General features: G+C 63.9%; 21 protein-coding genes. 15 read left to right on the forward strand and 6 right to left on the reverse strand.

Annotated features, from left to right (window positions below; all coding sequences use genetic code 11):
• Positions 1-44: 44 nt before the first annotated feature.
• The 6 genes from FHW92_RS17370 to dnaE all read left to right on the forward strand — a co-directional run bounded on the left by FHW92_RS17370 (position 45) and on the right by dnaE (position 7022).
• Complete coding sequence (locus FHW92_RS17370; RefSeq protein WP_168604540.1) at positions 45-1286, forward strand: lipoprotein-releasing ABC transporter permease subunit; 1242 nt, start codon at positions 45-47, stop codon at positions 1284-1286.
• Positions 1279-1983: an ABC transporter ATP-binding protein gene (locus tag FHW92_RS17375; RefSeq protein WP_168604541.1), complete on the forward strand. Its 705-nt coding sequence runs from the start codon at positions 1279-1281 to the stop codon at positions 1981-1983. Before FHW92_RS17370 ends, FHW92_RS17375 begins: the two co-directional genes overlap by 8 nt.
• 57 nt (positions 1984-2040) lie before the next feature.
• Positions 2041-2283 carry a hypothetical protein gene (locus FHW92_RS17380; protein WP_168604542.1) on the forward strand — a complete coding sequence of 81 codons (243 nt, stop codon included), beginning with the start codon at positions 2041-2043 and terminating at the stop codon, positions 2281-2283.
• Positions 2284-2286: 3 nt separating this feature from the next.
• Positions 2287-2883, forward strand: coding sequence for a GNAT family N-acetyltransferase (locus FHW92_RS17385; RefSeq protein WP_349237705.1), 597 nt, complete (start codon positions 2287-2289; stop codon positions 2881-2883).
• A 10-nt stretch (positions 2884-2893) separates the two neighbouring features.
• On the forward strand, positions 2894-3376 hold the full coding sequence (locus FHW92_RS17390; protein ID WP_168604543.1) for a glutathione peroxidase: 483 nt from the start codon (positions 2894-2896) through the stop codon (positions 3374-3376).
• 88 nt (positions 3377-3464) lie between these two features.
• The gene (gene dnaE / locus FHW92_RS17395) at positions 3465-7022 is read left to right on the forward strand and encodes a DNA polymerase III subunit alpha (protein WP_168604544.1); all 3558 of its coding nucleotides are present in this window, start codon (positions 3465-3467) and stop codon (positions 7020-7022) included.
• On the opposite strand, the gene FHW92_RS17400 is transcribed toward dnaE, so the two are convergent.
• The gene (locus tag FHW92_RS17400; RefSeq protein ID WP_168604545.1) at positions 7023-8102 is read right to left on the reverse strand and encodes a PA0069 family radical SAM protein; all 1080 of its coding nucleotides are present in this window, start codon (positions 8100-8102) and stop codon (positions 7023-7025) included.
• Between the two features lie 102 nt (positions 8103-8204).
• Between FHW92_RS17400 and FHW92_RS17405 the strand changes: the two genes are divergently transcribed.
• Positions 8205-9083, forward strand: a complete 879-nt coding sequence (locus tag FHW92_RS17405; protein WP_168604546.1) for an arylamine N-acetyltransferase — start codon at positions 8205-8207, stop codon at positions 9081-9083.
• A 239-nt stretch (positions 9084-9322) separates the two neighbouring features.
• On the opposite strand, the gene moaB is transcribed toward FHW92_RS17405, so the two are convergent.
• From moaB to FHW92_RS17420, 3 genes are read right to left on the reverse strand one after another with little or no spacing between them, the layout of a single operon-like run.
• Entirely contained in the window at positions 9323-9862 is a 540-nt protein-coding gene (moaB, locus tag FHW92_RS17410; protein ID WP_168604547.1) for a molybdenum cofactor biosynthesis protein B, read from the reverse strand.
• Between the two features lie 14 nt (positions 9863-9876).
• Positions 9877-11742 carry a lytic transglycosylase domain-containing protein gene (locus FHW92_RS17415; protein ID WP_168604548.1) on the reverse strand — a complete coding sequence of 622 codons (1866 nt, stop codon included), beginning with the start codon at positions 11740-11742 and terminating at the stop codon, positions 9877-9879.
• Entirely contained in the window at positions 11739-12533 is a 795-nt protein-coding gene (locus FHW92_RS17420; protein WP_168604549.1) for a hypothetical protein, read from the reverse strand. The genes FHW92_RS17415 and FHW92_RS17420 overlap by 4 nt, the downstream gene beginning before the upstream one ends.
• A 105-nt stretch (positions 12534-12638) precedes the next feature.
• Here FHW92_RS17420 and FHW92_RS17425 point away from each other — a divergent pair, with 105 nt between their 5' ends.
• The 5 genes from FHW92_RS17425 to FHW92_RS17445 all read left to right on the forward strand — a co-directional run bounded on the left by FHW92_RS17425 (position 12639) and on the right by FHW92_RS17445 (position 18705).
• A complete protein-coding gene (locus tag FHW92_RS17425; protein ID WP_168604550.1) occupies positions 12639-13466 on the forward strand; it encodes a 4-(cytidine 5'-diphospho)-2-C-methyl-D-erythritol kinase in 828 nt (275 codons plus the stop codon).
• The gene (locus tag FHW92_RS17430) at positions 13463-14197 is read left to right on the forward strand and encodes an N-formylglutamate amidohydrolase (RefSeq protein ID WP_168604551.1); all 735 of its coding nucleotides are present in this window, start codon (positions 13463-13465) and stop codon (positions 14195-14197) included. Before FHW92_RS17425 ends, FHW92_RS17430 begins: the two co-directional genes overlap by 4 nt.
• A gap of 78 nt (positions 14198-14275) precedes the next feature.
• Positions 14276-16117 (forward strand): dihydroxy-acid dehydratase, encoded by a 1842-nt coding sequence (ilvD, locus tag FHW92_RS17435; RefSeq protein WP_168604552.1) that lies wholly within the window; start codon positions 14276-14278, stop codon positions 16115-16117.
• The gene (locus FHW92_RS17440) at positions 16114-17496 is read left to right on the forward strand and encodes an NAD(P)H-hydrate epimerase (protein WP_168604553.1); all 1383 of its coding nucleotides are present in this window, start codon (positions 16114-16116) and stop codon (positions 17494-17496) included. The genes ilvD and FHW92_RS17440 overlap by 4 nt, the downstream gene beginning before the upstream one ends.
• Before the next feature lie 9 nt (positions 17497-17505).
• On the forward strand, positions 17506-18705 hold the full coding sequence (locus tag FHW92_RS17445) for a class I SAM-dependent RNA methyltransferase (RefSeq protein ID WP_168604554.1): 1200 nt from the start codon (positions 17506-17508) through the stop codon (positions 18703-18705).
• A gap of 16 nt (positions 18706-18721) precedes the next feature.
• Here FHW92_RS17445 and FHW92_RS17450 read toward each other — a convergent pair whose 3' ends face one another.
• Together FHW92_RS17450 and FHW92_RS17455 are read right to left on the reverse strand one after the other, a co-directional pair.
• Complete coding sequence (locus FHW92_RS17450; RefSeq protein ID WP_168604555.1) at positions 18722-19375, reverse strand: class I SAM-dependent methyltransferase; 654 nt, start codon at positions 19373-19375, stop codon at positions 18722-18724.
• Positions 19376-19380: 5 nt separating this feature from the next.
• Positions 19381-20619 (reverse strand): BtaA family protein, encoded by a 1239-nt coding sequence (locus FHW92_RS17455; RefSeq protein WP_168604556.1) that lies wholly within the window; start codon positions 20617-20619, stop codon positions 19381-19383.
• A gap of 199 nt (positions 20620-20818) precedes the next feature.
• On the opposite strand from FHW92_RS17455, the gene FHW92_RS17460 reads away from it, so the two are divergent.
• The 3 genes from FHW92_RS17460 to FHW92_RS17470 are packed head-to-tail and all read left to right on the forward strand — an operon-like array spanning position 20819 to position 23553.
• A complete protein-coding gene (locus tag FHW92_RS17460; protein ID WP_168604557.1) occupies positions 20819-22030 on the forward strand; it encodes a saccharopine dehydrogenase family protein in 1212 nt (403 codons plus the stop codon).
• On the forward strand, positions 22030-22374 hold the full coding sequence (locus tag FHW92_RS17465; protein ID WP_168604558.1) for a DMT family protein: 345 nt from the start codon (positions 22030-22032) through the stop codon (positions 22372-22374). The genes FHW92_RS17460 and FHW92_RS17465 overlap by 1 nt, the downstream gene beginning before the upstream one ends.
• Positions 22375-22377: 3 nt before the next feature.
• Positions 22378-23553: a carboxynorspermidine decarboxylase gene (locus FHW92_RS17470; protein WP_168604559.1), complete on the forward strand. Its 1176-nt coding sequence runs from the start codon at positions 22378-22380 to the stop codon at positions 23551-23553.
• Positions 23554-23601 lie beyond the last annotated feature (48 nt).

Below are 23601 nucleotides of genomic sequence, written 5' to 3' on the forward strand. Positions count from 1 at the left end.
GTCGGACGCCCGGGTGGGCCGCAGCAAACAGGCGCAATAATTCCGTGATTCTCAATCGTTTTGAATGGACAGTGGCCAAACGCTACCTGCTGCCGGGGCGCGGCGAGGCCTTTATAGCCCTTGTGGCCGGGATCAGCCTTGTGGCAGTCGCGCTCGGGGTGGCCGCGCTGGTCGTGGTGATGAGCGTGATGAACGGCTTTCGCGCAGAGCTGCTGGACAAGATCGTCGGGCTGAACGGCCATGCGATCATTCAGGCCTATGGCGGGCGACTCGATAATTGGGAGCAGGTGCTCAAGGATGTCCGCGCCACGCCCGGCGTGGTCAAGGCCAGCCCGCTGATCGAACAGCCCCTGCTGACCACCTTTAATGGGCGGGTCGAGGCCATTCTGGTGCGCGGACAGACCGCGCCCGATATTGCCGCGATGAAGTCCAAGGTCATTTCCGGATCAATGGACGCCATCACGCCCGACAGCGGCATGGTGGCCATCGGCGCGCGCCTGGCCGAAAGCCTGGGCGCGCGGGTTGGCGACAGCATCACCGTGATCAACCCCACCGGGCGCGACACGCCCTTCGGCACGGTCCCGCGTCAGGTCGCCTATCAGGTAGGCGCGATCTTTGAGGTGGGCATCTATGACTATGACAATGCCTTTGTCATTATGCCGATTGCGGACGCGCAGACGCTGCTGCTGACCGGCGATTCCATCGGCATGATCGAGGTCAAGACCGACAATGCCGACAAGGCCGCCGAAATGCTGGCGCCTTTGGGCAAGAAACTGGCGGGCCAAGCGACGATCACCGATTGGAAAACCATCAATGCCCAGTTGTTCGACGCGCTGGCGGTGGACCGCGTGGTGACTTTTGTGGTGCTTTCGCTGATCGTGCTGGTGGCCTCGTTCAACATTCTGTCCAGCCTCATCATGCTGGTGCGCGCCAAGACGCGCGATATCGCCATCATGCGCACGATGGGCGCTTCGCGGCGGTCCATCATGAAGATCTTCCTGACCATCGGCGCGGTGATCGGTTCGCTGGGGACCGGGGCGGGGCTGGTGCTGGGCTTTGTCTTCCTGTTCTATCGCCAGAATGTGCTGAATTTCGTGCAGATGGTGACGGGCCAGCAATTGTGGGACCCCAAGATCCGCTTCCTGACCGAATTGCCCAGCCGGTCCGATCCGGTCGAGGTGATCGGGATCGTGGCGATGGCTTTGGGCCTGTCCTTTGTGTTCACCCTGTTCCCGGCCTTCAAGGCGGCGAGCACGGACCCGGTGCAGGTGCTGCGTTATGAGTGAGGTTCTGAAACTGACCGGCCTGACGCGGGCCTTTGAACAGGGCGGGGTGCGGATCGAGGTCTTGAAGGGCATTGACCTGTCGATCATGCCGGGCGAAATCGTCGCGCTGCTGGGCCCTTCGGGTTCGGGCAAATCGACGATGCTCCAAGCGGTCGGCCTGCTCGAGGGCGGCTTTGGCGGGCGGATCGAGGTGGCGGGGCAGGATGCCAGCGCGATGAACGGCGATCAGCGCACCGATGTGCGCCGCTCCTCCATCGGCTTTGTTTATCAGTTCCACCATCTCCTGCCCGATTTCACGGCGATGGAAAATGTCGTGCTGCCGCAACTGGTGGCCGGCCATGCGCAGGGCGAGGCCGAAGGCAGGGCGCACGAATTGCTGGGCGCGCTGGGCCTTTCCTCGCGCGTGACGCATCGCCCCAACCAATTGTCGGGCGGCGAGCAGCAGCGCGTGGCCGTGGCCCGCGCGCTGGCCAATCGCCCGCGTCTCGTGTTGGCCGACGAACCCACCGGCAATCTGGACGAGGCGACCGCCGACCGCGTGTTCGATGAATTCCTGCGTTTGGTGCGCGAAAGCGGGGCGGCGGCGCTGATCGCCACGCATAATGAACGGCTGGCGCTGCGTATGGATCGCGTCTTGCGATTGCACGAGGGACGGCTGCATAATGAGTGCGCGCCCAATTCTGAACAAACCGCTTGAAGGTTAATGTCGCGTCTCCCACATGGGGTTGGTAAGGCGCAAGATAAGGAGAGATCCATGACCAAACTGATCGACTGGCAGGAAACGGTGGCGCTGCATCTGGCCAATGACGGCGGCGGACTGCTGGACGAGTTGAAGACGGTGCGGCGTGGTTCTCTGGCTGATCTGGTGCGATATATTGCCCTGCTCGATGCGCCCGAGCGGCAGCGTTACGAGATCGAGCGGGTGGGCGACCACCGGATGAAGGCCGATGAAATCATGGAACTCTTTGCGCGCGCCGATTTCCCCCATGCGGCATAGGGCGTGAGCCACTGGCCCGAAGTGCCGGTGCTGCGCGGGCGCCATGTCACCTTGCGCCCGCTGCAGCGCGCCGATCGGAACGATCTGCTGGCGGCCTTGTCGACGGGTTTTGAGCGAACCTTTGCGGGCGGATTGCCCACGCCCGAAACCATCGACAGCTGGCTGGACCGGGCAGAGGCCGAGACGGCGGCGGACCGGGCGCAGGTCTTTGCGGTGCTGGACGCCGATGGCGTGGTGGCTGGCACCACGCGCTATATGCGGATGAACGCAGCCGCGCGCCGGGTGGAAATCGGCACCACGCTCTATGCGCCCCGCGTGCGGCGCACCGGGCTGAACACCGAGGCCAAGAAACTGCTGCTGGGCCATGCGTTCGATGTTCTGGGCGTCTGTTGTGTCCAGATCCGCACCGATGTCCTCAACCATGCCAGCCGCCGCGCGATCGAGCGGATCGGGGCCAAACAGGATGGCATCCTGCGCGGTCACAATGTCATGCACGATCCCGATTATGGCGAACGGCGGCGCGATACGGTGGTCTATTCGATCCTGGACATTGAATGGCCGGGCATTCGCCGCCATCTTGACGCCTTGCTGGACAGATAAGGATCCCCCGATGCCCCAGACGATTGCCGATTTCACCGCGCATCTCCCCAATGGCGAAACCATCTCGCTGGCTGATCGACTGGGCAAGGTGCTGCTGGTGGTGAACACGGCCAGCAAATGCGGGTTTACGCCGCAATATGACGGGCTGGAAAAGCTGTGGCGCGATTATGGCGCGCGCGGGTTTGAGGTGATCGCCTTTCCCTGCAACCAGTTCGGCGGGCAGGAGCCGGGCAGCGCGGAGGAGATCGGGGAATTCTGCCGCGTCAATTTCGGCCTGTCCTTTCCGCTGATGGCCAAGGTCGAGGTTAACGGCCCGGATGCCGATCCACTCTGGAACTGGCTGAAGGACAGCGCGCCGGGGATTTTAGGCACGAAAAAGATCAAGTGGAATTTCACCAAATTCCTGATCGGGCGCGACGGCCGCGTGGTTCGTCGCTTCGCCCCCAATGTCAAGCCGGAGGCGATCGCCGGGGCCATCGAAAATATCCTCTGAATTGTCCACAGCATTGGCCACAGGCTTGTCCGCAGATCCTGAAGGGTCAGATTGATGCCAAGGCCCCCCGCGCCCTAGGGATCTGATCATGGCTCATTCTTCCTTTGTCCCGCTGCATGTCTATTCCAGCTTCACCATGCTGGACGGCGCCATTGACCCCAAGGCCATGGCCAAGCTGGCGAAGAAGCACAATTTTCCCGCCATGGCGGTGACGGACCGCAATGGGCTTTACTGCGCGCCCGCCTATGCCGGCGCGTGCAAGGATATGGGCGTTCAGCCGATCATCGGCGCGCTGCTCTCCATCGCGCGGCCCAGCGCGGGCGGCGGCGGCGTGCTGCCATCTGCGCCCCAGATCGACGCGGTGGTGCTGCTGGCCCAGAACGAGGCGGGGTGGAACAATCTGTGCCACCTGGTGTCCAAGGCGCATCTGGAGCGCCCGCTGGAATTTGATCCCCATGTCCGCCTGTCCGATCTTGATGGGCATACCGACGGGCTGCTCTGCCTGACCGGCGCGGGCGAGGGGGCCTTGGCGCGCATGTTTGCCGAAGGGCAGAACGAGGCGGCGCTGCGCTATGCCGATGCGTTGCAGGCGGCCTTCCCCAACCGGCTCTATATCGAAATCGCCCGCACCGGCGACCCGGCCGAGGATGGCAGCGAAGAAGCACTGATCGACCTTGCCTATGCCCGCGACATTCCGCTGGTGGCGACCAATCCGGCCCATTTTGCCGATGCCAAGGACAGCGCGGCCCATGACGCCATGCTCTGCATCGCTGGGTCCACCCATGTCGATGCGCCCGACCGCAAGCGCTCCAACCCCCAGCAATGGGTGCGCAGCGCCGAGCTGATGGAACAGCTCTTTGCCGATCTGCCCGAGGCTTTGGCCAATACGCTGGTGATCGCCCAGCGCTGCGCCTTTGAGCCGCCCAAGCGCAAGCCGCTGCTGCCGTCTCTGGCGGGCGACAAGGAAGGCGAGGCGCGCATGATGGTCGATCACGCCCGCGCGGGTCTGGCCAAGCGTCTGGCCCCCTATTGGCCTGGCGTGGACGAGGCGACGCTGGACAAGGCTCTGGCCGCGCCTGAGGAAAACTATGAGGCGCTGCGCCCGCTGGGCGTGGATGAAAGCTTCCTTGAATATGCCAAACGGCTCGATTTCGAGACGGGCATCATCAACCGCATGGGATTTGCCGGCTACTTCCTGATCGTGGCCGACTTTATCCAATGGGCCAAGCAGAATGACATTCCCGTAGGGCCGGGGCGCGGCTCGGGCGCGGGCTCGCTGGTCGCATGGGCGCTGACGATCACCGATCTTGATCCGCTGCGTCTGGGCTTGCTCTTCGAACGTTTCCTCAACCCCGAACGTGTGTCGATGCCTGACTTCGACATCGACTTTTGCGAAACGCGGCGTGGCGAGGTAATCCGCTATGTTCAGCGCAAATATGGCGCCGACCATGTGGCCCAGATCATCACCTTTGGTAAGCTGAAGGCGCGCGCCGTGCTGCGCGATACGGGCCGCATTCTTCAGATGTCCTATGGACAGGTCGATCGCCTGACCAAGATGGTGCCCAACCATCCGACCGATCCGTGGTCTTTGGAGCGCGCGCTCAACGGCGTGCAGGAATTGCACCGCGAATATACCAATGACCCAGAGGTCAAGCGCCTGATCGATCTGGCGATGCAGTTGGAGGGCATGCCGCGCAACTCTTCGACCCACGCGGCGGGCGTCGTGATCGGGGATCGCCCTCTGGAACAACTGGTCCCGCTCTATCGCGATCCGCGTTCGGACATGCCGGTGACACAGTTCGACATGAAATATGTCGAGAACACCGGTCTCATCAAATTCGACTTTCTGGGCCTGAAAACGCTCTCGATCCTGCGCAAGGCGGTCGATCTTTTGGGGCGGCGGGGGATTTCGATCGACCTGTCCACCCTGCCTTGGGATGACAGCGACGTTTATGACCTGCTGAAGCGCGGCGATACGGTCGGCGTGTTCCAGCTCGAATCCGAAGGCATGCGGCGCACGCTGGCGGCGGTGAAGCCGACCAATTTCGGCGATATTATCGCGCTCGTCTCGCTGTACCGTCCGGGGCCGATGGACAACATCCCCCTGTTCGGCCAGCGCAAGAACGGCATGGCGCCCATTGAATATCCGCATGAAAAACTCTCGGGTATTCTGGCCGAAACCTACGGCATTTTCGTCTATCAGGAACAGGTGATGCAGGCCGCGCAGATCCTTGCGGGCTACTCGCTGGGCGATGCCGACCTTTTGCGCCGCGCGATGGGCAAGAAGGTGCAGGCCGAAATGGACGCCCAGCGCCTGCGCTTCGTCATCGGTTGCCGCGAAGTGTCGGATATCGACAAGGACAAGGCCAACGAACTCTTCGACATTATCGACAAGTTCGCGGGCTATGGCTTCAACAAATCGCACGCCGCCGCCTATGCTTTGCTCGCCTATCAAACGGCGTGGTTCAAGGCGCATTATCCGCATGAATTCTATGCCGCCGCCATGTGCTTCGATATGCATCAGTCGGAAAAACTTGCGATTTTCGTCGATGATATGCGGCGTAACGGGATTGCGGTGGCTGGCCCTTGCCTCAACCATTCCGAGGCCGAATTCATGGTCGAACAGACCGCCGATGGTCATCAGGTGCGCTATGCTTTGGCGGGCATCCGCAATGTGGGCGAAAAGGCGATGGAGGTTGTCGTCGCCGAGCGGCAGGCCAATGGTCCGTTCAAGGATCTGGCCGATCTGTTCACCCGCGTGCCTTATGGCTCGCTCAACCGGCGCATGCTCGAAGGTCTGGCAGCCAGCGGGGCGTTTGACGCGCTGGAGCCCAATCGGGCCAAGGTGCTGGCCAATGCTGACATGCTGCTCGCGGTGGCCGATGAGGCCGAGCGCACCCGCACCAGCGGCCAGCACGGTCTGTTCGGCGGCGAGGAAGCCGGCGCAGGCGCGATCCGCCTGACCGAAGCGACGCCCTGGAGCCGCAGCGACCAGATGGCGAAGGAACGCGAGAATTTCGGCTTCTATTTCGCCGCCCATCCGGTTGAACAATGGCGCGCCGTGGCCAGCGCCAATGGTGCGCGCAGCCATTCCAGCCTGCTGGCCAGCGGCGTTGCGGGCCGCACCAGCGCGGTGATGGCCGCCATGGTGGAAAACGTCCAGAAGCGCAAAACCAAGCGCGGCAAGGATTTCATCATGGCCGATTTTTCGGACCAGTCGGGCAATTTCTCGGCTTCGTGCTTTGAGGAATCTCTTGTCGACAGTTTCGTGAACTGGGCCAAGGAGGGCGCCTGTATCCTGCTCACCGTGGAACTCGACAGCCCCAGCCCGGAGGAGCCGCCGCGCGTGACGGTGCGGGGCGCGCAGGCCCTTTCGGAAATCAAGGCGGCGGCCAAGATGACGCTCAGCCTTGATGTGTCGCGGCCCGATGTGTTTGGCGAATTGGCTGCTATGCTGCCGCGCGGGGGGCTCGGCACCGTCGAGGTGCTGCTGAAAACCGGCGGGGCGCAGGAGCCGCGTTTGCGTCTGGGGCGCGATTTCCTGCTGGATGGCGAATTGACGGATCTGATCGCCGGGCTGGACGGGGTGGCCAATGTCTCGCTCAAGCCTACACGGGCGGGCGGGCATCTGCGGCTGGTCGCCTGATCAGAACAGCGTCATCTGCCCGTCGCGGTGCGGAGGGCGAAATTGGGTGATGTCCAGATCGGCGCGGTTGTCGGCAAGGCCTAATCGCGTCTTGGCAATGCGAAAGCGCGCGCGGATCAGGTCGGCCCACACGCCCTGCGGCTTCATCCGGGTGAAGAAATCGCTTTGATAATCGGCCCCGCCGCGCAGGGATTGCACGATATGCATGACCTTATCTGCGCGGTCGGGGAAATGCGCCTCCAGCCATTCGCGGAACAGCGGCGCGACCTCATGGGGCAGGCGCAGCATGATCCAGCTTGCCCCCCGCACCCCGCGCGCGGCGGCGGCCTCCAGAATGCGCTCGATCCATTCCTCGGTGATCGCGGGCACGATGGGCGAGACATTGACCCAGACCGGCACGCCCGCCGCGCTCAATTTTTCAATCGCATCTAGCCGCTTGGCCGGACTGGCCGCGCGCGGTTCGAGGCTGCGGGACAGCCGCGCATCAAGCGAAGTCACCGAAACCGCCACTGCCGTCAACCGATGCCGCGCGAGTTCGGCCAAGAGGTCGAGATCATGCAGGATGCGATCCGATTTGGTGGTGATCGTCACGGGATGGCGCGTTTCGAGGCAAACCTCCAATATCTGCCGCGTCAGGCGATAGTGCGCCTCGATCGGCTGATAGGGATCGGTGTTCGTCCCCATGGCAATCGGCGCGGGGGAATAGCCGCGTGCGCCCAATTCCCGCCGCAGCAACTTTGCCGCCTCGGGCTTGGCAAACAGGCGGCTTTCAAAATCCAGCCCGGGCGAGAGGTCGAGATAGGCGTGGGTTGGCCGCGCATAACAATAGATGCAGCCGTGCTCACACCCGCGATAGGCGTTGATCGAGCGGTCGAAGGGCACATCTGGCGACTTGTTGCGCGAGATGATCTTGCGCGCGGCCTCCTCGGTCACGGTGGTGCGCAAAGGCGGCGGCCCGCCATCGACATCCTCCATGGCGTCCAGCCAATCCCCATCCGCCTCACGTCCTGGCAGGGCAAAGCGGGTGGAGAGCGCGCCGCTTTGCGCGCCGCGACCGCGGGGAGGGGGAGGCGAAACCATCGCTCATAAAGAACATAAAAAGAACAAATGTGCAAGCGCTGGCTATTGCGCCCCGCGCCGACTAAACAGATCCGCGACGTTCTCTTATCCGGAATCCCTTCCATGTCCGCGCCTTACGCCAGCCTGATTCCCGCCGATGCTGACCGCCTTTCGCTTTATCTGGCGCGAATCGGCCTTGCCTCCCCGGTCGAACCCACAGCGGAGGGGCTGGCAATCCTCCAACGCGCGCATCGCATGAATATCGGCTTTGAAAACATGGATGTCATGCTGGGCCGCGCGATCAGCCTCGATCCCGATGCGATCTTTGGCAAGCTGGTGATGGGCGCGCGGGGCGGCTATTGCTTTGAACAGAACTGGCTGTTCGGCACGATGCTGGCGCAAATGGGCTTTGCCAACCGGCCGCTGTTGGCGCGGGTCTGGCTTGGCCTTTCCGAAGATGCCCCGGCATCGCCGCTGACCCATACGTTCCGGCTGGTCGATCTGGATGGAGAGGCCTGGATTGCCGATGCGGGCTTTGGCGGCTCCTATGTCCCGCCCATGCCGCTGGCCGATGGCGCCACCGCCCATACCAGTGATGGCGCGCAGCATCGCATCACCCGGCACAGTGCGCCCGGCTCGCTGTGGGGCGAATGGCTGGTCGAGCGCATGGGCCCCGCCGCCGCCACTGACGGCCGCGCCACCGCGCCGGGATGGCAGAAACAGTACAGTTTCAACCTTAACGAAGTTGCGCCCATCGACCTTGAGCTGTCGAACCACTGGACCTTTACCAAGCCCGAGACGCGCTTCACCACCGCATGGATCGCCTCCATCGTGCTGGAGGATGGCTTTGCCGCGCTCAATGGGCGGCGGCTTTCCATGTATGCGGGCGGGCGCGGCGATGTGATGGAAATCGCCCATGCGCAGGATTGGCGCGCGATGCTGGCCGATCTGTTTCGGGTGGAGTTGAGCGAGGATGAGGTGGCGGGGTTGAAGGTGTTCTAGAGGGTTTAGATAAGGTGCGAGGGTCTAGACCCTCGCGCTCCCGTTACTGTCTGCATTGCGTGCGTGGTTTGGCCGATGGGTGTCGGACGCACCCCCGCGATTTGAAAGCCTGCGGCGCCTTTAGCGGAGCCTCTCCGCACCGCAGGCTTTAATGCAATCGCATCCTCTCAAACCCACTCAAATTAACGGGATTGCAAAGGGACGAGTCTCTTTGCCCGCCGGAGGCATAGAACCCCCCGTCAAACCTCCCGCAATCTCGGCATCAACTCGACAAAGTTGCAAGGCCGGTTCCGGCTGTCCAATTGTTCGTTCAGGATCCCGTCCCAGCCATCCTTCACCGCGCCATTCGAACCGGGCAGGGCAAAGATATAGGTAGCGCCCGCCATGATCGCCATGGCGCGCGACTGGACGGTGCTGGTGCCGATGGATTTATAGGACAGCCAGCGGAAGAGTTCGCCAAAGCCGGGGATCAGCTTGCCGCTGTGGGCAATGATGATCTGGTCGAGCGCCTCGGGCGTGACGTCGCGCCCGGTCAGTCCGGTGCCGCCGGTCGAGATCACGCAGTCGATTTCCGGGTCATCGATCCAGGTATCAAGCTGGGCCACCAGCGTATGCACATCCTCGCGCAGGATCTTGCGCGTGGCGAGGATATGCCCCTTGTCGGTGATGCGCTGGGCCAGAATGTCGCCGCTGGTGTCATTGTCCAATGTGCGCGTGTCCGACAGCGTCAGCAGCGCGATGCGGATCGGTTTGAACTCGCGGGTTTCGTCAATGGCCATGGGCGCACTCCTTGTTATGGAGTGGCTTGGTAGCCGTTCATGCCGGGGGCCGCAATCACACCGTTGCTGGCCATTTTGACCCCGCGCGCGCCGTCGAGGCCGGGAAAGGTCGGCCACAGGCCCTGCGCCAGGGCGGTGCGGCTTTCCGAAGCGCCGCCCGCCTGCCGCTCATACATCCAGTAATTGCGCAGCACCGTGGCGACATAGCCGCGCGTTTCCCAATAGGGCACCGATTCCATCCACAGCAGCGGATCGCCACCATCATGGATCTGTGTGTTCCAGCGCGCTACGGGCAGCGGCCCGGCATTATAGGCCGCCATCACCTTGGGCAGCAGCCCCTGTGTGGCGGCGCTGTTCTTCAGCGCCTGCAAATGCTGTTGGCCGAAAGCCAAATTCACATCGGGCCGCGTCAGATCGCCGACCGACCCCGAAACGCCCAGCGCCGCGGCATGATCGCGCGCGGCGGCGGGCATGATCTGCATCAGCCCGCGCGCGCCCGCGCTGGACAAGGCCGTGGCGCGAAACGCCGATTCCTGAAGCGTATGGGCCAGAACCAGCGCCGGATCGACCTGCCACCCGGTGGCGGGGGTCCATTTCGGTGTGGGGAAACGGCTTGCGGGCGCGGGCACTGCCCCGCCCGGCGCATTGTAGGCCATCCACAATTGCGTGGCAGGCAGGCCCAGATCGCGCGCCAGACGCGACAGCGGCTGATACTGATCCACGCTGCCGATGCGGGCCTGATGGCGCAGCACATCGTCGGCCAGCCCATCCTCGCCGATTTCGGCCAGAGCCACGGCCGCGCGGATATTGGGATTTTCGCGCAGGGATTGCCAGTCGGCGGGGGTGAAATCGGGCGCGGAATGGCTGGTGGGCATGCGCAGGCCCAATTGCTCGGCCGCAATCATGCCATACAGCGTTTCATCGAGCCGCGCGGCCGAACGCAGCGGCGCCGAGGCCATTTCCGGCTGACGGCAACGCACCTGCGCGCGCGCCTGCCAATAATACGCAGCGGCGGTCAGCTCATTGTTGGTGGAACCCTTGGCCGTGCGGGCAAAAGCCTCGCCTGCATTCAGGCAATCGCCCAGCCGCCATGCGGCAAGGCCCGCCACCCATGCTCCTTCGGCCACCCACGGGCCGGACATGGGGGCGCTGTTGTCGCCAATGGATGACGCCAGCGCAAAGGCGTCGGCATCCTGATTGTTGATGTAATAGGCCCATGCGACCTTCTGCCGCCATTCGGCGCGGGCCTCGGCCGAAAGGGTGGCATCGACGCCGTCGAGCAGCAGGCGCGCGCCCAGCGGATCGTCCACCTTGATCTTGTCATTGATGCCCTGCGCGATGGTGGCGGGCATGGTGCCGTCGGCAATGCTGCGCGGTCGGGCGCGGCGCGGCGCGTTGGGCTGGGTATAAAGCGCCTGCGGCATGGGCAGCGTAGGCAACGCCGTGCCCCCGCGTTTGATGGCCAGCGCGGCGATCTGTTCGGCCTGAGGCAGGGTGGGATTGGCATTGAGCCAGTCTGTCAGCGCGGCAAGATCAATGCGCGGCGAACCGGGGGCCAGATAATATTCAGCCCGCGCCGAACCATGCAGCGGGCCATCGGGGCGTTCGGCAAACATGGTCTGAACCCGCGTCCAGTCCTGCCGCTTGATCGCGCCGAATATGTCCTTGTACCAGGCGCGCTCGTCCTCGCTTAACAGTTTGGGCACGGCCGAGCGCGAGACGCGGCTCATGAAATAGTCGGCGGCGGCGGAATTGGCGGCGGCCGGCCCCGCCCCGGCCACGGACGCCAATGCGGCAAGGGCGCAAAGCAACGCGCGCGCAGGCCCAGCCTTTTGTCGATCCCGTAACCGCAAAATCAATCCCTTATCCCGTCCAGTCATTCGGCCCAATTCAGCCAGCTGCGCCAGAAACCGGCCTTGCGCCGTGGATTTTCCAGCAGCATACCCAGATCCTGAGCTGCCAGAACGGCGACCCCACGCGCATCCGTTCCGGCCTCCGGGCCGCCATGTCCTGCCTCACTTTGGTTAATCAGTGATAAAAGGGCAGGCTTTTGCGATGGGTCGTGGCCGAGCAGCGGCAGGATGCGATCCCCCAGCAAAAGCAGGCGGCGCGGCGCGGCCAGCGCAATATGGTGGGCCAAAACCGCACCCATGCCCTCTTGGCGCAGCAGATCCCAATCGGGCGCAGGCATCGCGCGGGGCAGTGCGGCGGCGATATAGCAATCATCCGCCCCCAATCCCATCACGCGCAGCATGGCTTCCAGCAGCTTGCCCTGCGGCCCGGACAGCAGTTGGCCCGTTTCGCCATCCATGCTTTCGGGCATGGGCACGACCACCATCAGCGCCGCCCCGGCAATCCCGCGCGGGGGCACCCGGCCCGAGGCGCCGGTGGGGTCCAACGTCGGCTCGCCCATCCACCATGGCGCGAAATCGGCCAGCGTTTGGGGCCATTGCCCAATCTCGCCGCCAAGGCGCGGGCGGGGCGGGGGAGGCGACGGTTCGGGCTTGGCCCGCATCATCGGGGGTGGTGCGCCCTGCGGCGAGGCGCCTTCCTGCGCGATCTCCTCCAGCCATTCCTGCGGCTCGTCGCTGTAGGCATAGCTGACTCCGGCCTCGCGCCACCAGTCGAGCGCGGCGGCGATCTGGGCCGAAAGGGGAGGGTGGGCGGTCATTGCGCGCCTGATTGGCGGCATTGGGGGCGGATGACAAGATGCTGTGCGGTATTTTCATGCAAAGGCGTCTTGCCTGCGCGCGGCGCCCGCGCCATGGGAGGCGCCATGGAACCCGTCGATTTCCCCCTCTCCGAAACGGCTTATGCCAAGATCAACCTCGCGCTCCACGTGCGCCGCCGCCGCGATGATGGCTATCACGAGCTGGAAACGCTCTTCGCCTTTGTCGATGCGGGCGATGCGTTGAGCGCGACGCAGGCGGGTGGGGATTCGCTGACGATCACCGGCGAATTCTCTCCTTTGCTGGCCGGTGAGGAGAGCAACCTTGTGCTGGACGCGCTGGCGCTGATCCCGCGTGAGGGCGGCTGGGCGGTGGCGCTGGACAAGGCGCTGCCGGTGGCCGCAGGGTTGGGCGGGGGTTCGGCCGATGTGGGCGCGGTGTTCCGCATGGCGCGCCGGGCGGGGGTTTTGCCGGATAATTGGCATGGGCTGGCCGCTGGGTTGGGAGCCGATGTGCCCGCCTGTGTGGAAAGCGTGGCGATGGTCGGGCGCGGCACGGGGACGGAACTGGAGCCTGCGCCCGAGGATCTGAAAGGCTGCCCGGTGCTGCTGGTCAATCCGCGCGTGCCTCTGCCCACCGGGCCGGTGTTCAAGGCTTGGGATCGCGTCGATCGCGGCGCCATGCCGCAGGGCAGCGCGCGCGACATCGCTCTCCATGGCCGCAATGATCTGGAGGCGCCCGCGATTTCGATTTGCCCGCCGGTGGCCGATGTGCTGGCGGCTTTGGGGCAAACGGGGGCCTGGCTTGCGCGCATGTCGGGTTCGGGGGCGACGTGTTTTGCCCTGTTTGATGATATGGCCGCGCGTGATGAGGCCGCCGCCGGAATTGCGGCGCATCATCCCGATTGGTGGCAAATGGCGGGGCTGCTGCGATGATCGCGCGCGAAACCGACGCCTATCGCCTGTTTGGCGAGCCCAAATTCGGCGGCATCTTGATCGTATCCGACCATGCCAGCAACCGCGTGCCCGAAGATGTGGACCTTGGCATTGCGCCTGAATTGATGGACCAGCATATTGCCGTCGACATCGGCGTGGGTGCGATCGCCCAGATTATGGCGCAGCGCCCCGGCATTGCGGCCTATTGCGCCCATGTCAGCCGCCTTGTCTGCGACCTCAACCGGGGCGATCATCAGGCCGCGACCATCCCGCATGTCAGCGATGGCCATGCGATCCCCGGCAATGAATTGACGCAAGAGGCCCGCGAGGCCCGTCTTGCGCGGTTCCATCATCCCTATCACGCGGCGCTCTCGCAATTGCTGGATGACGCGCCGCCCGCGCTGATCCTCTCGCTGCATTCCTTCACGCCGCGTTTGGCCACCAGCGATGAGGCGCGGCCGTGGCATGTCGGCATCCTCTATAATGAGGATGATTGCGCCGCGCGCATCGCCATTCCGCTGCTGGAGGCCGAAGGGCTGATCGTGGGCGATCAGTTGCCCTATTCTGGCCGCGTGCTGAATTACACGATGAACCGCCATGCCGAGGCTGAGGGCCGCCCCTATCTGGGCGTCGAGATTCGTCAGGACCTGATTGGCGATACCGCAGGGCAGGCGCTATGGGCCAACCGCATGGCGGATATTTGTAATAAAGTTGCGCTAAATCTTCCCTGATTGCAATTTTCACATTGCCACTTGCGCAGCCCTTTAGTAGGGGCGCAAACGTCTTCCCGAGTCTGCCGGAGTATCCCCATGCCTGCCTATCGTTCACGCACCTCCACCCATGGCCGCAATATGGCGGGCGCGCGGGGCCTGTGGCGCGCCACCGGCATGAAGGACAGCGATTTCGGCAAGCCGATCATTGCCGTGGTCAACAGCTTTACCCAGTTCGTGCCGGGCCACGTTCACCTGAAAGATCTGGGCCAGATGGTCGCGCGCGAGATCGAGGCGGCAGGCGGCGTGGCCAAGGAATTCAACACGATCGCCATCGACGATGGCATCGCGATGGGCCATGACGGCATGCTCTATTCGCTGCCCAGCCGCGACCTGATCGCCGACAGCGTGGAATACATGGTCAACGGCCACTGCGCCGACGCCATGGTCTGCATCAGCAACTGCGACAAGATCACGCCCGGCATGTTGATGGCCGCGATGCGCCTGAACATCCCCGTGGTCTTCGTGTCCGGCGGGCCGATGGAGGCGGGCAAGGTCGTGCTGCGCGGCAAGGAAGTGGCGCTCGATCTGGTCGATGCGATGGTCGCGGCGGCGGATGAAGCCTATACCGATGATGAAGTGAAGACCATCGAACGGTCGGCCTGCCCCACCTGCGGCAGTTGCTCGGGCATGTTCACTGCCAATTCAATGAACTGCCTGACCGAGGCTTTGGGCCTGTCGCTGCCGGGCAATGGTTCGACGCTGGCCACGCATAGCGACCGCAAGAAACTGTTCCTGCGCGCGGGTCGTCTGGCGGTCGAGCTGTGCAAGCGTTACTATGAGCAGGACGATGAAAGCGTGCTGCCGCGCAACATCGCCAGCTTCGAAGCCTTTGAAAACGCGATGAGCCTCGACATTGCCATGGGCGGCTCGACCAACACCGTGCTCCACCTGCTGGCCGCCGCACAGGAAGCGGGCGTCAATTTCACGATGAATGACATCGACCGCCTCTCGCGCCGCGTTCCCTGCCTGTCGAAGGTGGCGCCGGCCAAGAATGACGTGCATATGGAGGACGTTCACCGTGCGGGGGGGATCTATTCGATCCTTGGCGAACTGGAACGCGGCGGGCTGCTCCATGCCGATCTGCCCACCGTCCACTCGCCCACTCTGCGCGATGCGCTGGCCAAGTGGGACATCGGGCGCAGCAACGATCCCGAAGTGCAGGAATTCTTCCTTGCCGCTCCCGGCGGTGTGCCGACACAGGTGGCTTTCAGCCAGAGCCGCCGCTGGGAAAGCCTCGACACCGACCGCGAAAAGGGCGTGATCCGCAGCTGCGAACATGCGTTCAGCAAGGATGGCGGTCTGGCGGTTCTGTTCGGCAATATCGCGCTCGAAGGCTGCATAGTCAAAACGGCGGGCGTGGATGAAAGCATCCTGAAGTTCACCGGTCCTGCCAAGGTTTATGAAAGCCAGGACGCCGCGGTGACGGCGATTCTGACCGGACAGGTCGTGGCGGGCGATGTGGTTGTCATCCGCTATGAAGGGCCCAAGGGCGGTCCGGGCATGCAGGAAATGCTCTATCCCACCAGCTACTTGAAGTCGAAGGGGCTGGGCAAGGCCTGCGCGCTGATCACCGATGGTCGCTTCTCGGGCGGCACCTCGGGCCTGTCGATCGGCCATGCTTCGCCTGAAGCTGCCGAAGGCGGCGCGATCGGCCTTGTCGAAACCGGCGATGTGATCGAGATCGACATCCCCGGTCGCACGATCAACCTTGCCGTCTCGGACGAGGTGTTGGCCGAGCGCCGCGCCGCGCAGGCGGCCAAGGGCTGGCACCCGGCCAAGGAGCGTCCGCGCAAGGTTTCGACCGCTCTGAAGGCCTATGCCGCGATGACCACCAGCGCGGCCAAGGGCGCGGTGCGGGATCTCTCGCAACTGAAATGATCGCTCACGCCCAGATCCTGTCCGCCGACCAGATGCGCGCCGCCGAAGGCGCGCTGATGGCGGGCGGGATCGGCGTGGATGAATTGATGCAGCGCGCGGGGAACGGGGCGGCGGATTATGTCTGGCGCATCGTCGGTCCCTCGCGGCGCGTGACAGTGTTGACCGGGCCGGGCAACAATGGCGGCGACGGCTGGGTCATTGCCGAGGCGATCCGGCGGCGGGGCGGCCATGTTGTGGTAGTTCCTGCCGCAGAGCCTCGCACCGATGCGGCGCGGGTGGCGCGTTCGCTCTATTCCGGCGCAGTGGTTGATAGCCCAGTGGATGGCCCAGTGGATGGCGATGTGCTGGTCGATTGTCTGTTCGGCACCGGGCTGACGCGCGGGTTGGGCGAGGCGGATCTGGCGTTGCTGAATGGTCTGGCGGCGCGCCATGGCAAACGGATCGCGGTTGATCTGCCCAGCGGCGTGGCCACCGATACGGGCGCGGCATTGAATGATGGCCTGCCCGATTATCACCTGACGATAGCGCTGGGCGCGTGGAAGCCTGCGCATTTCCTGATGCCTGCGATGGCGCGGATGGGGGAGCTGCGGCTGGTCGATATCGGCTGCGGCGCGGTGGAGGACGCGGGTCAGGTGATCGGGCGGCCCCGGTTTCATGCCCCTTCTGTCGATGCGCATAAATACCGGCGGGGGCTGCTGGGCGTGGTGGCGGGTGCGATGCCCGGCGCGACGGTGCTGGCGGCCACGGCGGCGCAGGGTGCGGGCGCGGGCTATGTCAAAGTGCTTTGCGATTCTCCTCTGACGGTGCCTGTCGATCTGGTCTGCGCACGGGCGGATTTTTCCGATGATCGGATCGCGGCGCTGTTGGTCGGGCCGGGGCTTGGGAGAAATGCGGCGGGCCATTTCCTGCTGGCCGAGGCATTGGCCGCGACGCGGCCGACGGTGCTGGACGCTGACGGATGTCATTTGCTTTCCAAAGGGATGATGGCCACAATTGCCACGCCGCATGAGGGTGAACTGGTCGCGCTGGAGCATCATTTCGGCAGCCATGGCGAGGACAAGATCTCCCGCGCCCGCAATCTGGCACAGGCGAGCGGGATGGTGATCGTGGCCAAGGGGCCGGATACGATAGTCGCAGCGCCCGATGGCCGCTGGGCCGCCGCGCCGCGTGCTTCAAGCTGGCTTTCCACGGCGGGGACTGGGGATGTGCTGGCGGGCGCGATTGCCAGCAGGCTGGCCACCGGGGCCGAACCTTTCGCGGCGGCTTGCGAAGGCGTTTGGCTGCATGGTGAGGCGGCGCGGATCACGCCGCCGCCTTTTTCTGCCGGGGAACTGGCCAAATCCATCGCAAAAGCCTATCGGGCCAGCCTCCAGAGTTAAGGGGCCAGCATGAGTGACGATCCGATCCTGCGCATTGCCGCCAAGGGCGATGGCATAACCGCCAGCGGGGCCTATGTGGCCGGGGCTGCGCCGGGGGATGTGTTGCGCTCGGATGGCTCGATTGCGCGCGGGGCCAATTATGCCGCGCCCGTCTGCCGCCATTATGGCACCTGCGGGGGCTGCACACTGCAGCATGTGGGTGACGAGGCCCTGTCCGATTTCGTGCGCGACCGTGTGGTCCATGCCGCGCGGGGGCAGGGGATGGAGCCCGAGATTTTGGCGCCCACCCATCTCTCGCCCGCCGGATCGCGGCGGCGCGCTTCGCTGCGCGCGGCGCGGGTGGGCGGCGCCATCGCTCTGGGCTATTCCGAGGGCGGGTCGCACAAGCTGGTCGATCTGAAGGAATGCCCGGTGTTGGCGCCCGAACTGGTGGCGGTGCTGGGGCCTTTGCGCAAATTGCTGGCGCGGCGCGATGGACGCTTTGCCGTGGAAGTGGACCTGACGTTGGCCAGTCAGGGCGTGGATGTTGCGCTGAAAGGCCTGACGGTCGAAGGGTTGCAGCAGACCGAGGCGATGCTGGACTTTGCCCGCGACAATGGGCTGGCCCGGCTTTCGCTCGATCAGGGCTATGGGCCGGAGAGCCTGTGGGAGCCCGACGGCGTGACGGTCAACCTGTCGGGCGTCGAAGCACCTCTGCCGCCCGGCGCCTTCCTTCAGGCCACGCTGGATGGCGAACAGGCGCTGGTGGGTGCGGCGGTGGAATGGCTCAAGGGCGTGTCGCCGGTGGCCGATCTGTTCGCCGGGCTGGGGACTTTCGCCTTCGCATTGGCCAAGGCTGGATCGAAGGTCTTGGCGGCCGAGGCTGATCAGGCCGCCTTCCTCGCCTGCAAATCGGCGGCGGGGCGCAGCGGGCTGATCGTTCATCCGCTGCACCGCGATCTGTTCCGCAATCCGTTGATGCCCGACGAACTCAATCGCTTTGGCGGCGTGGTGCTGGACCCGCCGCGCGCGGGCGCGCGCGAGCAGGTGGGGCGCATCGCCGCCAGCACGGTCAAGCGCGTGGTCTATATCAGTTGCAACCCGTCAAGCTGGGCGCGCGATGCGGCCCAGTTGATCGAGGGGGGCTATCGGCTGGCCGAATTGCGTCCGGTGGGGCAATTCCGCTGGACCACGCATGTGGAACTCGCCAGCCTGTTTTTGCGCGATTAATTCGGGCCGGGGCGCATTACGCGCCCCGATACCGGCGGATGACGATCAGGCGATAGTAACCCAGCGGGCCGTCATGGGCCTCCACCGAGGCGATGCTGCCCGCCAGATGGTGGGCGACGTCGGCCAGATCGGGGCGGGGGCTGACATGGAAATGTGCCAGCCAGCGCATCAGCACCCAGCGCAAGGGCGCGGGCAGCCCGCGCGCATCGCCGAAATCGACAATATGCAGCTCGCCCCCCGGCGCCAGCACGGCGATGCCTTGGGCGATGGCCTCTTCCCATGCCGGGATCATCGAGAGGGCAAAGGAAATCATCACCCGTTCGAAATGCGGGCGGCCAAACAGGTCCTGCGCATCAAATTCGCAGGCATCGCCCACGGCCAGACGCGCGCGGGCGCCCAGCCGGTCCTGCGCGGTTTCCAGCATCAGGGGAGAAATATCCAGCCCATGGATCTGCGTCTTGGGCCACAGTTCGCGCACCAGCGAGAGGTTGCGCCCAGTGCCGCAGCCCACTTCGAGCACCGCGCTGCCATAGGGCATACGCAGGCCCCGGATCAGCCGGTCGCGGCCGAACAGGAAATATTTGCGCGTGACATCATAGATATGGCGTTGCCAGCGATAGACGCTGTCCATCAGATCGCCATGGGTTTCGAGAGCAGGTGCGGTAGCCATGGGGATCATCCCTTGAAGCGATAGAGGTGGAGGCCGCCATAGATCGAGGAGCGGTCGGCGCGGATCAGGCTGCGCGCTTCGGCCTCGCTGTAGTCCCAGCGCGAGAGGGTTTCCTCAGGCACGCGGCCGGGCAGGAGTGTTTCCTCGGCCGCCGTGCGGAACAGGACGCGCGCGCCGGGCCGGGCGGTGCGGGTGATCTGTTGCCACAGGTCGGTCAATTGCGCGTCGCTCATCCAGTCCTGCGCGTCGAGCAGGATGTAGCGGTCTAGGCTGGCGTCGGGTTGCTCGCGCAGATGGTCGGTGAAATTGACATGACGCCAGTCGATGCGGTCGATGCGGTCGCGCACCTTCGCGTAATTGGCGGGCTGAAGATAGGGTGGCAGCGGCGCGTCCGGCCCCTTGCCATAGCCGCGGTTGAAGGCCTGCCATGCGAAGTAATTTTCGCCCACGGCAAAGTCGCAGGCCAGTTTTTCCAGCCGCGCGCGCAGCACGTTGGCCATGCGCTGATCGCCCGCCAGCGCGTCAAATTGCGCAGGGGGGATGCCGAGGCCATAGAGGCTGGCGGGCTGGTTGGTCAGCCAGCGGATGAAGCGTTTGTCGAACACGGGCGCGATCTTTTCATCAAAAATGCGGCGCTGGTCCTCGATGCTCTGCGCCTCCAGAATGGCGCGCAGATCGACGCGATAGAGGCGGGCGACGAAATGGGCCATGCCGATGAAATTGCCCAGCAGGCCGCGCTTATAGATCCCGCTGGCAAAGCCGCCGATTCGCTTGCGCCCGGCCAGATCGCGCCCTTCCCAATAGCGGCGGGTGGGTTCATCGAGATGCGGCGCGAGATATTGACGATAGGCGGCCAGATTGGCCTTGTTGTCGGCCTCGACAAAGAAACGGCGCAGCGATTCGTAATCAGGCAGGTGACGAAACGCGGCATATTTCAGCCGCCCCAGCGCAATATGCGCGGTGTTGAGGTCCACCGCCGTGATCTGCGCCGGATCGGCCACCAGATAGGACAGCGCATTGCACGAGCCCGAGGCGATGGTAACGATCCGGCTGTCAGGCGCGATTTCCAGCGCGGCCATGTCCACCACTGGATCTTCCCAGATCTGAGCATAGACCAGGCCGCGAAAAGCCAGCGCAAAGGCCCGGTCGGCAAGGCGTTCGCGCCGGGGGGCATGGCTGCGCACCACGGCCCTGTCGATAATATGCGGGTCGGTAATAGGGCTGGCACGCATAGGGGCGGACATGGGCGACTTGTCTCCGGCTGAACTATTTTCAGCGCTCATATGACCGGTGCGTTGCGCTGCCATGACGCGGCCGTGACGGTTTGGCGACAATTGGGCCTATCAAGGCATGTTGTGCTGTCACAATACGGCCCTATATGGCGGCATTCGGATTTTTCAGGGCCGGGCATCAGCGCCGGCCCGTTTTTATGGAGTTTCGCCCATGGGCAAGGTTCTGGTGATTGGCGCCGGCGGCGTCGGCTCGGTGGCGGTGCACAAGATGGCGATGAATGCGGATATCTTTTCCGACATCCATCTGGCCAGCCGCACCAAGAGCAAGTGCGATGCGATTGCCGTGTCGGTCAAGGAACGCACGGGTGTCGATATCGCCACCTATGCGATCGATGCCGAGGACGTGCCCGCGCTGGCCGCTCTCATCAAGCAGATCGGGCCCAAGCTGGTGGTCAATCTGGCGCTGCCCTATCAGGATCTGACGATCATGGACGCCTGCCTGATCGCGGGCGCGCATTATATGGACACCGCGAACTATGAGCCCAAGGACGTGGCCAAGTTCGAATATCACTGGCAGTGGGCCTATCAGGATCGCTTCAAGGAAGCTGGCCTGACCGCGCTGCTGGGCAGCGGTTTCGATCCGGGCGTGACCTCGGTTTTTGCGATGTGGCTCAAGAAGCATAAGCTGAAAACCATCCGCCAGCTCGACATTCTCGACTGCAACGGCGGCGATCATGGGCAGGCCTTTGCCACCAACTTCAACCCGGAAATCAACATCCGCGAAGTGACCGCGCCCGCGCGCCACTGGGAAGGCGGCCAGTTCGTCGAAACCCCGGCGATGGCCAACAAGGTCCAGTTCGACTTTGCCGAAGTCGGCCCCAAGAACATGTATATGATGTATCACGAGGAGCTGGAAAGCCTCGCCAAGTTCATCCCTGAACTGGAGCGTGCGCGTTTCTGGATGACCTTTGGCGATGAATACATCAAGCATCTGACCGTGCTGCAGAATGTGGGCATGACCCGCATCGATCCGGTCATCTACAATGGCGTGGAAATCATTCCGCTTCAGTTCCTCAAGGCCGTTCTGCCCGAACCCAGCACGCTGGGCGCGACGACGAAGGGCAAGACCAACATCGGCGACATCGCCACCGGCGAGGCGCTGGACGGCAGCGGCGAAAAGACGTTCTACATCAAAAACATCTGCGACCATGAAGAATGCTATGCCGAAACCGGCAATCAGGCGGTGAGCTACACCACCGGCGTTCCGGCGATGATCGGCGCGGCCATGATCATGCAGGACGTTTGGACCGGTGCGGGCGTGTTCAACATCGAACAGTTCGATCCCGATCCCTTCATGGACATGCTCAACAAGCACGGCCTGCCCTGGTCGGTCGAAGAGCTCGACGGTCCGGTGCAGTTCTGATGAATTGGGGTTTGATCCTGCCCCCGCTGATGCTGGCGGGGTCGAACCTGTTCATGAATGTGGCGTGGTATGGCCATCTCAAGGCGCCGCACAAGGCGATCTGGGTGGCTGTACTGGCCTCATGGGGGCTGGCCTTTTTCGAATATTGGCTGGCCGTTCCCGCCAATCGTCTTGGGTCAAAGGCCTATTCGCTGGCCCAGCTCAAGACGATGCAGGAAGTCTTTTCGCTGGCGGGCTTCGTGCTGGTGGCATGGGCGCTGTTCGGGCAAAAGCCGGGGCTGGCGCAATTGGCGGGCTTTGCGCTGATTATCGCGGGCGCGGCGCTGATTTTCAAAGGAAACTGACGCATGGAAACTCGTGCAGGCGATCCGGGCGCCTTTGCGCATTTCGACCTGAACCGTGTCAATTCGCCCGCCTTTGTGGTGGATGAGGCGCGGCTGCGGGCCAATCTGGCGGTGCTGGCCGATGTGCGTGACCGGGCGGGGATCAAGGTGCTGGCCGCGATGAAGGCGTTCAGCATGTGGCGCGTGGCGTCCATCGTGGGCGAATATCTCGATGGCGTCTGCACCAGTGGCTTGTGGGAAGCGCGTCTGGCGCAACAGTCCTATAAGGGCGAGATTGCGACCTATTGCGCGGGCTACAAGGCCGAGGATCTGCCCGAGATCTGCGCGATTTCCGATCATGTGATCTTCAATTCGCCAAACCAGCTGGCGCGCTTCCGCCCGATCTTGGCGCAGCAGGGCGGCGATTTCGACATCGGCCTGCGCATCAACCCGCTGCATCGCGAGGGTGAGGTCGAGAAATATGACCCCTGCGCGCTGGGCTCGCGTCTGGGCTTTCCGGTCGATCAGGTGAGGGCCGAACATCTCGAAGGCGTCACGGGCCTGCATTTCCACACGCTCTGCGAGCAGGATTTCGAGCCGCTCCAGCGTACATGGAATGCCCTTTATCCCACCATCGCGCCTTGGCTGGCGGTGAATGGCGGGCCGATCCGCTGGCTGAATTTCGGCGGCGGGCATCATATCACCCGCGCCGATTATCAGCGCGACGATCTGGTCGCCTTCCTGCAAGCGGTGAAGGCGCAGACGGGCTGTGAGCTTTATCTGGAACCGGGCGAGGCGGTGGCGCTGGACGCGGGCATTCTGATCGGCACGGTTCTGGACACCCATACCAATGGCATCCCGGTCGCCATCGTCGATATTTCGGCCACCTGTCATATGCCCGATGTGATCGAGGCGCCCTATCGACCCGCCATGCTGGGCGAGCGCGAGGATGGTGAAGCGGTGCGTTTAGGCGGTCCTTCGTGCCTCGCGGGCGATGTGATCGGCGATTATCGCCTGCCGGTGCCGTGTGAGCCGGGGCAGCGTTTTGCCTTCCTCGATCAGGCGCATTACTCGATGGTCAAGACCACGACCTTCAACGGCGTGCCTTTGCCCTCGATATGGCTATGGAACAGTGCGGATGATTCGCTGGAATGCGTGAAACATTTCAGTTGGGAGACATTTCGCGACCGTTTGAGTTGATTGCGCGATTGTCCGAATAAATAACTAAATTTCAATGATATATGAGAG

This window comes from Novosphingobium sp. SG707, assembly GCF_012275515.1.
Classification (GTDB): Bacteria; Pseudomonadota; Alphaproteobacteria; order Sphingomonadales; family Sphingomonadaceae; genus Novosphingobium.